The organism is Corynebacterium sp. c25Ua_47 (assembly GCF_039907205.1).
Lineage (GTDB): Bacteria > Actinomycetota > Actinomycetes > Mycobacteriales > Mycobacteriaceae > Corynebacterium > Corynebacterium hiratae.
Map to the genome: position 1 here is coordinate 140,423 of NZ_JASBOH010000001.1, position 12,013 is coordinate 152,435.

Consider the following 12,013-nt stretch of genomic DNA (forward strand, 5'->3'; position numbering starts at 1 on the left):
TGTCTCGCGGTGATCTCGCGCGGGAAGGTGAGGCGCGAAGCAGGCTACTCGGTGGTGAACTCCATCTCGGTGGCGCTGGTTTGCACCACGCGAAGATCAGAGCCTTCCGCACCATAAGAAATCGCGGTGGTCACGGAGACATCGCCGGCGGTGGGGAGCGGCTTGGTCAGATCAACGGTAACGGAGCCCTCCGAGGTCGACGTGTGGTCCGTAACCTTCAGCTCCTTGCCACGTAGCTCTTCGGGGGCGTCGGCGCCGTCGAAGGACAGTGCGCCCAGGGAAGGCCGCTGCTCAATCTTCACGCTGAGCTCAGCGATATCCCCGTCCAGCTTGTCCAAGGTATAGGTCGTGGTTTGCAACAGCGTGGATTCTCCAGTGACGCGCGATTCCACCACCCACGTAGCACCCGGGCCGATTTCCTCATCAGGGAAGACGATGGGCAGTGAGGTCAGGCTGGTGATGGCGCGCTCGACGGTGCTGCGGGCCTGATCGGTCGCCGCCTGCGGGGCAGCGAGGCGTAGCGAGTTCATCTGGCCCGTATCCGTGCCGCGCCATCCAAACTGGAAGCCCTCAGCGGAGGAGACATCCGCGCCGTCAGCCTCCGGCTTTCCGACGGTGACGAAGGCGTTGCGGCTTGCTGGAAGTTGGCCTTCGACATTCTCGGTGGCAGCCTCCACCGAGGCCTGCAGCGGAAGAGTGACCTTGTCCTGAGCCTCCGGTGACGGGGCCGAGCTGCCGTCCTTGCGCAGTTGCTGGTCGAAGCCCGTGGCGACCTCATACGTCAGCTCCTGCGAGGCATCGAGGTCCTTGTACGCCAGGACCTGACCGGCGCCGTCACCTGGTTCTAGGAGGGTCACGCGCGGGGCATCGAGGGCCAGGCCCACTGGCTCCTCGACTGGCTTGGCCGGCTGGGAATAGGAACATCCGCTCAGCGCGCCGGCGACTCCCAGGACGGTGGCGGACAGGACTGCTAGGGCTCTCACACGAAACACGCATTCCAAATTACCGGATGAGCCTGTTTAGAATGGAACGGGTGAAAGCAAGGAGTTATATCGGAGTGATGGTCGCGGTGGTGCTCGGTGTGGCTGCCGTCGACCAAGCCGTGAAGGCGCTGATGCTGTCCATCCTCACTGAAGGTGAAGCCCTACCGGTCTTTGGTGATTGGTTCCGCTTCTACCTTCTGTTTAACCCCGGCGCTGCCTTCTCTATGGGCGGGGAGGGATCGACGTGGCTGTTTACCACGATCCAATTGGTCTTCATCATTGGTGTGGCCATCGCTGCCCCGCGCATTCACGATAAGTGGCAGGCGATAGGCCTGGCGATGATCGCCGGAGGTGCCCTGGGCAACTTCATCGACCGCCTCGTGCGTGAGCCGGGGTTTTGGTTTGGGCACGTGGTGGATTACATCTCCGTGGGCAGCTTCGCGGTTTTCAACATTGCGGATGCAGCCATTACCTGTGGCGTCGTGGTCTTCATTGGTGCGATGTTCTGGGCTGAGATGAAAGAAAAGCCACAAGAGCAGGAAGCGGGGGAAGCTTGATGCGCGAAAGTCGTAGGTTGCCGGTGCCCGAGGGCCTCGATGGCATGCGCGCGGATGCCGCTCTGGCCAAGCTCTTGGGTATTTCGCGGGCCCGGGTGGCCCAGTTGTGCGCGGCGGGAGACGTGGAAATCGATGGCGCCGCCGTGGGCAAGTCCGAGCGCTTAAGTGCCGGCGGCTGGATCGACGTCATGATGCCAGCGCCCGAGGAGCCACTCATTCCCAAAGAAGAGCTGGTGGAGGGCATGGATGTTCTCTACGCGGACGAGGACATCATCTGCGTGTGCAAGCCCGTGGGTGTGGCTGCGCACCCCACGTTGGGTTGGGATGGGCCCACCGTCATCGGCGGGCTGCGGGCAGCAGGCTATGCGCTTGCCGACGCCGGCCCTACCGAACGCAAGGGTATTGTCCACCGTCTCGACGTGGGGACCTCAGGCGTCATGGTGGTGGCCGCCAGCGAGCGCGCCTACTCCCAACTCAAGAACGCCTTCCGCGAGCGCACCGTGCAGAAGACCTATCACGCCGTGGTGCAGGGCCTGCCGGATCCCATCGTGGGGACCATTGATGCACCCATTGGCCGTCATCCTTCGGCGGGCTGGAAATTTGGGGTCGTCGATGACGGCAAACCGGCCGTGACACATTACAAGCTGTTGGAGGCCTTCCGCGAGGCTAGCCTCCTCGAGGTTCATTTGGAGACCGGCCGAACCCACCAGATCCGTGTCCACATGTCCGCCACCGGGCATCCCTGTGTCGGCGATCCGATGTATGGCTGTGACCCGAACCTGGCCAAGCGTGTGGGGCTTAACCGCCAGTGGCTGCACGCGGTCGAACTCGGCTTTACCCACCCGGGAACCGGCAAGTGGTTCGAGTGCACTGCACCCTACCCGGACGATCTCAAGCACGCCGTGGAGGTTTTGCGCGGATGAGCCCGCAGCGACGCGCCAGCCAACGCATCTACCGGCGCCGCCGTGCCGCGGCGCTGGTGCTGTTGGCCGTGCTCGCCTTGGCAGTGGTGGTCGCCTTCGGGCTCTTCGGAACGCAGCCCAGCACGGCGGTGCAGGGAGACCAACTTGGCCCTGATGGCTCGGAGAGCGCGGCCGATTATCGGGAGCGCGCGGAGACCTCATTAGCGCACGCAACCGATCCGGCCTACGCGCTGGTGGGCTTTCGCGAGCCGCTGAGTCCGCAGGACGTGAGCGACGCCCTGCAGCCCATCGAGCGCATGGATGCCATCGTGATCGGGCTGGCCGCGCCCATCGCGGTCCCCGAGCCTGTCGCCGGCGCCACGCGCGCCGACGTTATCGATACCGTCTTGGCCCGCGTGGCCGACCATGCCCGTGACATGGCGGAGGATGCACCAGCGAAGGTCGATGCCGTCGTGGTCTATTCCGGGGGGAGCCAACTGCGCGCCCTCGCTAACGATCCGCGGGTCGATACCGTGGAGGTCGCGCCCGCTGACGCCGCATGGGGCTCCTTCGGCGTGCGCCCGCCCGCCAACGTCGGACAGAATGAGAACCGCTAGAACAGCCGAGGAGAAGACATGCGCCTGTTTCCCAACACCACCGAGTGGCCGCCGAACTACCGCTTTGCCTACCTCTTGATGTGGGCGGGCGCGTTCATCGCCTCTGGGGCCGCCATCGCGCAAGGAATCTGGGGAGCGGACAAGCTCACCTTCGGCATTCTCATCGTGGTGGCCATCTACTGCATCGCCATGGCCATCCTCATGCCGCGGTGGGCGCTCAACGCGCGCGAGGAATCCGCCCGGCGCGCCCAGGCTCGTCAAGCGCGCGAAGAGCTGAAGCGCCGTTAGCCCTCTGCGGTGGGTGATGCGTCGGCGGGGTGGAGGCGGGCGCGGCGTCGAGAAGCGCGGCCCATGCGCACCAAGTCCGCCAGGTAGATGATCACCGCCACCCAGATGATGGCAAAACCGATCCAGCGCTCAGTGGACATGTGCTCCTGGGTGACGAACAGTGCCCACAGCATCTGCATGATGGGGGTCATGTACTGCAGCATGCCGAGCGTAGACAGGCGCAGGTGCTTAGCGCCCTGGGCGAAACACAACAGCGGCAGAGCGGTGACGAGGCCGGAGGTAATCAGCAGTGCGATGTGCCCGGGGCCTTCGGTAGTGAAGGTGGATTCTCCCTGTGCCTGGAGGTAGCCCAGGTAGACCAGCGCGAAGGGGAGCATGACCAAGGTTTCCGCGGCCACTGAGCCCATCGAGGAGACCGTGATGCGTTTCTTCAGCAGGCCATAGATTCCGAAGCTGAAGGCCAAGGCCAGCGAATAATAGGGGGCCTGGCCCGTCATAAAGGTCAGCCACAACACCGCGATGAAGGCGATGCTGACCGACGCCACCTGCGCCTTCGTCAGCTTCTCCTTGAGGAAGATAATGCCGAGGGCCACGGAGACGAGCGGGTTAATGAAATAGCCCAGTGCGGCATCGGCCACGTGATCGCTGTTGATGGCGATGACATAGGTACCCCAGTTGATGGTGATGGCCACGCCGCAGGCGAACATCCACCCCCAGGTGCGCAAGCTGAATGCGCGGAGCTCGCGCCAGCCACCAGTCACCAGCAGCATTGCGGTGACGAGAACCGCAGTCCACACGATGCGGTGGGCCAAGATCTCAAACGGGCTGGCGGGGCGCAGCAGCGGGAAGAACGCTGGGAAGAAGCCCCACATGAGATAGGCGGCAATAGTGTAGAACATTTAAGAAAATGTACCTTAACGAGGACCTACGGGCGAAGTTTGACGGCCCCGCTAAGATGAGCCGCATGGCCAAAAACTCCTCCTTCGTCCATCTGCACAACCACACCGAATTCTCCATGCTGGATGGCATGGCCAAGGTGGACATGTTGGCGGATGAGGTTCTCCGCCAAGGCATGCCGGCAGTCGGTATGACCGACCACGGCAACATGTATGGATCCAATGCCTTCTATCAAAGGATGACCAGCGCCGGCATTAAACCAATCATCGGCATCGAGGCCTACCTGGCTCCTGAGTCACGTTTCAACAAGAAGCGCGTGCTGTGGGGAACCCCGGACCAGAAGCGCGATGACGTCTCTGCCTCCGGTGCCTACCTGCACCAGACCATGTTGGCGGAGAATGAAACCGGGCTGCGCAACCTGTTCAAGCTTTCCTCCTTGGCTTCCTACGAGGGCCAGTTAGGAAAGTGGCCGCGCATGGACGCGGAGCTTATTGCCGAGCACGCCGAAGGCATCATCGCGACCACCGGCTGCCCCTCCGGCGACGTGCAGACCCGCCTGCGCTTGGGCCAGTTCAACGAGGCTCTCGAGGCTGCCGCGATGTGGCAGGACATCTACGGCAAGGACAACTTCTTCCTGGAGCTCATGGACCATGGGCTGGACATCGAGAAGCGCACGCGCGACGGCCTGCTGGAGATCGGCCGCAAGCTGGACTTGCCGCCGTTGGTGACCAATGACTGCCACTACGTGCTGGAGTCCCAAGCCCCGGCGCACGAGGCCATGCTGTGCGTGCAGACCGGTAAGACGTTCATGGACCCGGATCGCTTCAAGTTCGACGGCACCGGCTACTACATCAAGTCCGCCGCGCAGATGCGCGAACTGTGGGATCACATGGTGCCGGAGGCCTGCGATAACACCCTGTGGATTGCGGAGCGCGTGCAGGACTACGGTGCGATTTGGGAGGAGCACACCCACGATCGCATGCCGATTGCCGACGTCCCCGAGGGCCACACCCCAACCTCCTGGCTGACCCACGAGGTGATGGAAGGACTGAAGGATCGCTTCAACGGTGGGGATGTGCCGCAGGAGTACATCGATCGCGCTGAGTACGAGATCAGCGTCATCGACATGAAGGGCTACCCCTCTTACTTCCTCATCGTGGCCGAGCTCATCAAACACGCGCGGTCCATCGGCATTCGCGTCGGTCCGGGTCGTGGTTCGGCGGCCGGTGCACTCGTGGCCTACGCGCTGACCATTACCAACATTGACCCCATCGAGCACGGCCTGCTCTTTGAGCGATTCTTGAACCCGGAGCGTCCGTCCGCACCGGATATCGATATCGACTTCGATGATCGCCGCCGCGGCGAGATGATTACTTACGCCGCCGAGCGGTGGGGCGAGGACAAGGTTGCCCAGGTGATTACCTTCGGCACCGTGAAGACCAAGCAGGCCATTAAGGACTCCGCTAAGGTGCACTTTGGCCAGCCGGGCTTCCAGATGGCGGACCGCATTAACGGTGCGCTGCCGCCTGCCATCATGGCCAAGGACATCCCGCTCGCCGGCATCATGGACCCCGAGCACGAGCGCTACTCGGAGGCGACCGAGGTCCGGCAGATGATTGAGACTGACCCGGACGTCAAGAAGATCTACGAGACCGCTCGCGGCCTCGAGGGCGTGGTCCGTCAGGCCGGCGTGCATGCCTGCGCGGTCATTATGGCCTCGGTCCGGCTTATGGACCACATCCCGATGTGGAAGCGCCCAGCCGACGGCGCCTACATCACCGGCTGGGACTACCCGGCCTGTGAGGCCATCGGCCTGCTGAAGATGGACTTCCTGGGTCTGCGCAACCTCACCGTGATTGGTGACTGCCTGGAAAACATCAAGAAGAACCGCGGCGAGGAAGTCCACCTAGAGGACCTCCATGCCGACGACCCGAATGCCTCAAAGGTCTATGACCTGCTCTCGCGCGGCGATACCCTGGGCGTGTTCCAGCTCGACTCGGGCGGCATGCAGGAGCTGCTCAAGCGTATGAAGCCGACGGGCTTTAAGGATATTGTGGCGTCGCTGGCGCTCTACCGTCCGGGCCCGATGGGTGTGAACGCGCACTGGGATTACGCGGACCGCAAAAACGGCCGCAAAGAAATCACCCCGATTCACCCCGAGCTGGAGGAGCCGCTTAAGGAGATCCTCGATGAGACCTACGGTCTTATCGTGTACCAGGAGCAGATCATGCGTATCTCGCAGAAGGTGGCGAACTACACCGCCGGCGAGGCAGATGGCTTCCGTAAGGCCATGGGTAAGAAGAAGCCGGAAGTCCTGGCCCAGCAGTATGACAAATTCTGGGGCGGCATGAAGGACAATGGCTACTCCAAGGAAGCCATGGACGCTCTGTGGGGCACCATTGAGCCCTTCGCCTCCTACGCGTTTAACAAGTCCCACGCCGCCGGTTACGGGTTGGTGTCCTTCTGGACGGCTTACCTGAAGGCCTATTACGCGCCGGAGTACATGGCCGCGCTGCTGACCTCGGTGGGTGACAAGAAGGATAAGTCCGCTATCTACCTGGCCGACTGTCGCCACCTGGGCATCCGCGTGCTCTCCCCGGACGTCAATGAGTCCCAAGAAACCTTCCAGGCCGTGGGCGAGGATATCCGCTTCGGCATGGGCGCTATCCGCAACGTCGGTGGGGAAGTGGTGGATTCCATCGTGAAGACCCGCCGGGAGAAAGGCGCTTTCACGTCCTTCTCCGATTACCTGGAGAAGATCGAGCTGGCTGCCTGTTCGAAGCGCGTGACCGAATCCCTCATCAAGGCCGGCGCCTTCGATTCCCTGGAACACCCGCGCAAGGGCCTCATGCTCATCCACGAGGATGCCGTGGATTCGGTGCAGACTACCAAAAAAGCAGCCGACAAGGGCCAATTTGACCTCTTCGCTGGCTTTGGCGGTGGTGATGAACAGGGCGACTCTGTCTCCGCCTTCGCCATCGATATCCCAGATGAGAACTGGGATCGAAAGCACGAGCTGGCCTTGGAGAGGGAGATGCTCGGCCTGTACGTGTCCGGCCACCCGCTCGATGGCTTCGAGGAAGCCCTCAACGCGCAGACCGACACCCCGATTACCAAGATCCTCAACGGTGAAGTCGGCAACGGGCAGGAGCTGGTGATCGGCGGCATTATCTCGGGCGTCGACAGGCGCTTTTCCAAGCGCGATGGCTCGCCCTGGGCCATCGTCAGCATCGAGGACCATAACGGCGCCCAGGTGGATATCCTCGTGTTCAACCAGGTGTACTCGCTGGTGGCCCCGCAGATTGCGGAAGACAATATCATCCTGGCCAAGGTCCAGGTGAAGATCCGCGATGAGCGCATGTCCCTGTTCTGTTCCGATATTCGCGTTCCTGACTTGGGGCCTGGTAACGGTGCCGGCCTGCCACTGCGGCTGACCATGCGCACGGATCAGTGCACGATGGACAACATCGCACGGCTGAAGCAGGTCCTGGTCAACAACAAAGGCGAGTCGGACGTGTACCTCACGCTTGTCGACGGCGAAGAGTCCACCATGATGGTCCTTGGCGAGCACTTGCGTGTGGAGCGCTCCAGCAACCTCATGGGTGATCTCAAGGCGACGATGGGCGCCGGAATTCTCGGCTGAGGTGACACCCTGTATTCGCGTGCTGAATAAAAGTACAGAATGAGGCGGGCTGCGCTTCGCCCGTGGGTTACGCTAGACAGCACAGTCTAGTTGAAAGGGAGACCGTTTCCTCATGGTCAATAAGATCCGCACCACCCACGTTGGCTCGCTGCCGCGCACCAAGGAGCTGCTGGAAGCTAACCTCGAGCGTTCTGCCGGCACCATCTCCGATGAGAAGTTCCACGAGATTCTTCAGCGCTCGGTCGCTGACGTGGTCAAGCGCCAGGTTGATCTCGGCATCGACATCATCAACGAGGGCGAGTACGGCCACATCACCTCCGGCGCTGTGGACTATGGCGCTTGGTGGAACTACTCCTTTACCCGCCTGGGTGGTTTGACCATGACGGACAAGGACCGCTGGGAAATCGGTGACAAGATCCGCTCCGAGCCGGGCAAGATTCGCCTTTCCTCGATGAAGGATCGCCGCGACCGCGCACTGTTCGCCGAGGCTTACAACGATCCGGATTCGGGTATCTTTACCGGCCGCAAGAAGGTAGCTAACCCGGAGTTCACCGGCCCGGTTACGTACATCGGCCAGGAGCAGGTCGAGGCGGACGTGAAGCTGCTTGCCCACGCCCTCCCCGAAGGCACCGAAGGCTTCGTCGCCGCCCTATCTCCGGGTGCTGCGGCACGTCTGCCCAACAAGTACTACGAGGATGAGTCCGATCTCGTGCGTGCGTGTGGCGAGGCGCTCAAGGTGGAGTACAAGGCCATTACCGATGCCGGTCTAACAGTCCAGTTCGATGCCCCGGATCTGGCCGAAGCTTGGGACTCGGTGGTCCCGGAACCGACCGTAGAGGACTTCCAGGCATTCCTGCGCGAGCGCATCGACATCCTCAATGAGTCCATCAAGGACATCCCGCGCGAGCAGACCCGTCTGCACATCTGCTGGGGTTCCTGGCACGGCCCGCACGTGACGGATATTCCGTTCGCGGACATCATTGAAGAGATCCTGCAGGCCAAGGTCGGCGGCTTCTCCTTTGAGGGCGCCTCGCCGCGCCACGCGCACGAGTGGCGTGTGTGGCAGGACCACAAACTGCCGGAGGGCACTGTCATCTACCCGGGCGTGATTTCGCACTCCACGAACGCCGTGGAGCACCCGCGCCTGGTGGCGGATCGCATCATCCGTTTCGCCGAGCTGGTGGGCCCCGAGAACGTCATCGCGTCGACGGATTGCGGTCTCGGTGGACGCCTGCATCACCAGATCGCGTGGGCAAAGTTGGAGTCCCTCGTCGAAGGCGCACAGATCGCCACGGAGGAACTGTTCTAACCCGTCGCCCGGGCTGGGGCGCGCAAATGCTCTAGTGCGCGGTCCCGTCCGAGGGCGAAATAAATAGGCGCGAACCAAGTGAGGTTCGCGCCTTCGAGATCGTACGGTAGGGAATTATTCCTCAGCCGCGTCGGCCTCTTCCTTCTTCTTGGTGTTATCCCAGTAGAAACCGTGGCTCTTGAGGAAGGCACGCAGGTCGTTGAGGACAGCCGGGTTGGACTGCGCGACCGCGGCCAGCAGGTTGATGCCGACGGAGAGTAACGCAGCCGCGCCACCGATCCACGCAAAGACCTCCTCGGCCGTGTCATTGGGGCGTGCAGACTGTACCCAGTCCGGCATCTCGTCCCACTCCTTCTCCAGCTCAGCGTCCTTTTCTTCCTGGACGCAGTCCGGCTCTTCCGGCATACCGGAGGAACCATAACCGTTAAGGATGCCGAGTCCGAGCTCCTTCGGCCCCATGAAGGACGAGCCCGCAGTGTCATCGGCCACCGCGTTTTCGTGCTCCTCGCGCGCCTTGCGCACCGCATCCGCGCACTCCTCGGAGAGGCCGGAGGTATTGGTGTGACCGATGTTCATCGAGCTTCCGCCAGTGGAGCTCTGACCGTTCTGTCCGCTCTGGCTCTGCGCGGCGGGCTGAGCGCTACCAGAAGCGTCGTCGGCTGCAGCCAGCGGAGTTACCAGGGCCATGGTCGTGGTGCACACTGCGATCAGGGAGGTTGAAAGGCGCATAATCAGAGGGTTCTCCTTGGGAAGGGATGCGAGGGGATGAGAAAAAAGGGGGAGGGCTTGGTGCAAGCCCATTTCAATGTAGCAGCCCTCCCCAGGGGCGCGGTAGGGGCTAGAGGAACTTCTCCAGCTGCTCGCGCAGCGGTGCAGGGGTCAGACTGAGAACCGTTTCACGGATACCCGGGGCACGCAGCAGGCCTACGGCAGCAGCTAGGGCGGCGATGGCACCGATGACAGAACCAGCGATGATGGCCGCGGTGGACGGGCGGGAGCTCTGGCCGTCCTTGTTCTGGTCGTCCTGGTCCTGCGAGTCATCGCCAGGGTTCTCATCCGTATTCTCGTCCGGCTTCTCCTCTTCGTCCTTGTCGCCGGCGAGGAGATCTTCAACGGAGTAGACGGTCGTGGTTCCGGATACCTCGTTGCCGACGATGAGCAGGTACTCGCCGTTGGGGGAGTCCGCCTTGTCGACGAAGGCAAAGCCCTCCGGGCCTAGGTCGCCGGCAGCAGCGGACTCGTCGGTGGAGAAGTCGCGGTTGTTGACGTAGGTAACGAAGGAAGAGTTAGCAGGGTCGGTGACGTCGTAGACAAAGATGCCGCCGACGCGCTCCGCGCCGATGAAGGCGTATGTGCGATCTCCCACGGTGCCGATGGTGAGAGCCTCGGGCTCGGGGCCCTTGTTGTCGGAACGGTCATCAAACTCGGCGCTCTCATTATCGGCGTTGTGGTGGAACACGCCCGGCTCGTTGAGCTCGGCGGTGATCTTTTCGAACTCGGCACCGGAGTCGAAGACAACGTTGCCCTCCGCGTCGTAGATGCTAAAGGAACGGGAGCCGTAAGCATAAAGCTCGTCGAAGCAGCCCTTCTCTTCGTTCCAGCCAGAGGCGTTGCTCAGCTTCAGGTTGCCGGCTTCCTTCTTGTCGGCGAGCTTGTCCAGGTCGACGTCGCCAAGCGCGCCCTCGCACACCTTGCCATCCTCGACCACGTCCTTGAGCTCCACCTCATCGGTGTAGACGCCGGAACCGCCGTCCTTCTCCTCCACGCCCCATTCGCGGGCGTCGCCCTCGTTCGCGGTGGCGAAGTAGGTCTGGCCGCCAGCGGTGAAGGCACCGATGGAATCGGGCATGGACAGACCCTTAACCGGGATGGTGCGCAGCTCCGCCTTGTCATCCTTGTTCGAGGGGTCCAGCGGGACTGTCGAGTGATCCGCAATGTGTGCAGGCAGAATCTTTTCCACGGTGGCGGACTCGATGTCAATGACACCGATGGCGTTGGCCTCCTGCAGCGTTACAAAGGCCTTGCCGTCCTGGGAGGTGATGTACTCCGGCTCGAAGTCGATAGAGGGCTTGGAATCGTGACCGGAGGGGCCGAAGACGCGCACGCCCTCTGGCAGGGGCTGACCGTCGAAGGCTGTGAAGTCGGCGATACGGGCGTGCGCTTGGGTTGAAGCCTCAACACCCTCCGGCAGCTTAATGACGGAGACGGAACCTTCCGGGTCCGTGATGTAATCGGTGCCCTCGGCGTTGAGCTCGTTCGAGGGCTCGCCCTCATTAGCCAGGAGAGCGTAGCCACCATCGGCGGTGATGTGGACGTTATCCGGCAAAGCGCCCACCATCACGCGCCCTAATTCGGCGGTCGCTAGGTCCTCGGCTGCGGCGTTGAAGAACAGTGCTTCGCCCTCCTCGGTCTTGTCCGCTTGCTGGACGGCGGCCACAGCCAGGCCATCGGGGCGCACGGCCACGGAGTTGATTTCCTTGCCCTCGCCAGCAGAAATGGAACCGATGAGCGTGAGCTTGGTCGGATCCGAAGCATCGAGGACATCAATCTGGCCCGCATGCGCGTTGACGGTGAGAATGCGCTTGGAGGCCGGGTGGAAGGCCACGATCTCTGCGGCGGACTCTTCGTAGATCCCAGACTCATAGGTGCCAATCGGGGTGACCTTGAGGTTAGCGTCGGCAGCAGAGTGTTCGATGACATTCTCTACAATCGCAGCCGAGGAAGTCGGTACAGCCAGGCTAAGGCACGTGGCGGTCGCAGCGCACAGGGTGAGGGAGCGGCGGGAGATAGAACGAGACATGCAGAAAGACTCCTTGT

Annotated in this window: 10 protein-coding genes; 6 read left to right on the forward strand and 4 right to left on the reverse strand. The window is 62.4% G+C overall.

Features of this window, described 5'->3' with window-relative positions:
* Window positions 1–44: 44 nt before the first annotated feature.
* The gene (locus QKE52_RS00635) at window positions 45–992 is read right to left on the reverse strand and encodes a hypothetical protein (protein WP_347947846.1); all 948 of its coding nucleotides are present in this window, start codon (window positions 990–992) and stop codon (window positions 45–47) included.
* Window positions 993–1,024: 32 nt separating this feature from the next.
* On the opposite strand from QKE52_RS00635, the gene lspA reads away from it, so the two are divergent.
* From lspA to QKE52_RS00655, 4 genes are read left to right on the forward strand one after another with little or no spacing between them, the layout of a single operon-like run.
* A complete protein-coding gene (gene lspA / locus QKE52_RS00640; RefSeq protein ID WP_070515732.1) occupies window positions 1,025–1,540 on the forward strand; it encodes a signal peptidase II in 516 nt (171 codons plus the stop codon).
* Window positions 1,540–2,463 (forward strand): RluA family pseudouridine synthase, encoded by a 924-nt coding sequence (locus QKE52_RS00645; protein ID WP_070512496.1) that lies wholly within the window; start codon window positions 1,540–1,542, stop codon window positions 2,461–2,463. Before lspA ends, QKE52_RS00645 begins: the two co-directional genes overlap by 1 nt.
* Entirely contained in the window at window positions 2,460–3,059 is a 600-nt protein-coding gene (locus tag QKE52_RS00650) for a hypothetical protein (protein WP_070515730.1), read from the forward strand. The genes QKE52_RS00645 and QKE52_RS00650 overlap by 4 nt, the downstream gene beginning before the upstream one ends.
* An 18-nt stretch (window positions 3,060–3,077) precedes the next feature.
* Window positions 3,078–3,347, forward strand: a complete 270-nt coding sequence (locus QKE52_RS00655) for a hypothetical protein (RefSeq protein ID WP_049155293.1) — start codon at window positions 3,078–3,080, stop codon at window positions 3,345–3,347.
* Here QKE52_RS00655 and rarD read toward each other — a convergent pair.
* A complete protein-coding gene (gene rarD, locus QKE52_RS00660) occupies window positions 3,344–4,246 on the reverse strand; it encodes an EamA family transporter RarD (protein WP_049155295.1) in 903 nt (300 codons plus the stop codon). The two genes, QKE52_RS00655 and rarD, sit on opposite strands and share 4 nt — an antisense overlap.
* Before the next feature lie 65 nt (window positions 4,247–4,311).
* On the opposite strand from rarD, the gene dnaE reads away from it, so the two are divergent.
* Complete coding sequence (dnaE, locus tag QKE52_RS00665; protein WP_070546904.1) at window positions 4,312–7,887, forward strand: DNA polymerase III subunit alpha; 3,576 nt, start codon at window positions 4,312–4,314, stop codon at window positions 7,885–7,887.
* A gap of 112 nt (window positions 7,888–7,999) precedes the next feature.
* The gene (locus tag QKE52_RS00670; protein WP_070546811.1) at window positions 8,000–9,196 is read left to right on the forward strand and encodes a cobalamin-independent methionine synthase II family protein; all 1,197 of its coding nucleotides are present in this window, start codon (window positions 8,000–8,002) and stop codon (window positions 9,194–9,196) included.
* Window positions 9,197–9,310: 114 nt separating this feature from the next.
* On the opposite strand, the gene QKE52_RS00675 is transcribed toward QKE52_RS00670, so the two are convergent.
* Together QKE52_RS00675 and QKE52_RS00680 are read right to left on the reverse strand one after the other, a co-directional pair.
* Entirely contained in the window at window positions 9,311–9,925 is a 615-nt protein-coding gene (locus QKE52_RS00675; protein WP_070515724.1) for a hypothetical protein, read from the reverse strand.
* A 109-nt stretch (window positions 9,926–10,034) separates the two neighbouring features.
* Entirely contained in the window at window positions 10,035–11,996 is a 1,962-nt protein-coding gene (locus QKE52_RS00680) for a choice-of-anchor I family protein (protein WP_293775168.1), read from the reverse strand.
* Window positions 11,997–12,013 lie beyond the last annotated feature (17 nt).

Coding starts and splice junctions, on each gene's coding strand:
- lspA (WP_070515732.1), top strand. CDS start 1,025: ATGGAACGGGTGAAAGCAAGGAGTTATATCGGAGTGATGGTCGCGGTG.
- QKE52_RS00645 (WP_070512496.1), top strand. CDS start 1,540: ATGCGCGAAAGTCGTAGGTTGCCGGTGCCCGAGGGCCTCGATGGCATG.
- QKE52_RS00650 (WP_070515730.1), top strand. CDS start 2,460: ATGAGCCCGCAGCGACGCGCCAGCCAACGCATCTACCGGCGCCGCCGT.
- QKE52_RS00655 (WP_049155293.1), top strand. CDS start 3,078: ATGCGCCTGTTTCCCAACACCACCGAGTGGCCGCCGAACTACCGCTTT.
- rarD (WP_049155295.1), bottom strand. CDS start 4,246: ATGTTCTACACTATTGCCGCCTATCTCATGTGGGGCTTCTTCCCAGCG.
- dnaE (WP_070546904.1), top strand. CDS start 4,312: ATGGCCAAAAACTCCTCCTTCGTCCATCTGCACAACCACACCGAATTC.
- QKE52_RS00670 (WP_070546811.1), top strand. CDS start 8,000: ATGGTCAATAAGATCCGCACCACCCACGTTGGCTCGCTGCCGCGCACC.
- QKE52_RS00675 (WP_070515724.1), bottom strand. CDS start 9,925: ATGCGCCTTTCAACCTCCCTGATCGCAGTGTGCACCACGACCATGGCC.
- QKE52_RS00680 (WP_293775168.1), bottom strand. CDS start 11,996: ATGTCTCGTTCTATCTCCCGCCGCTCCCTCACCCTGTGCGCTGCGACC.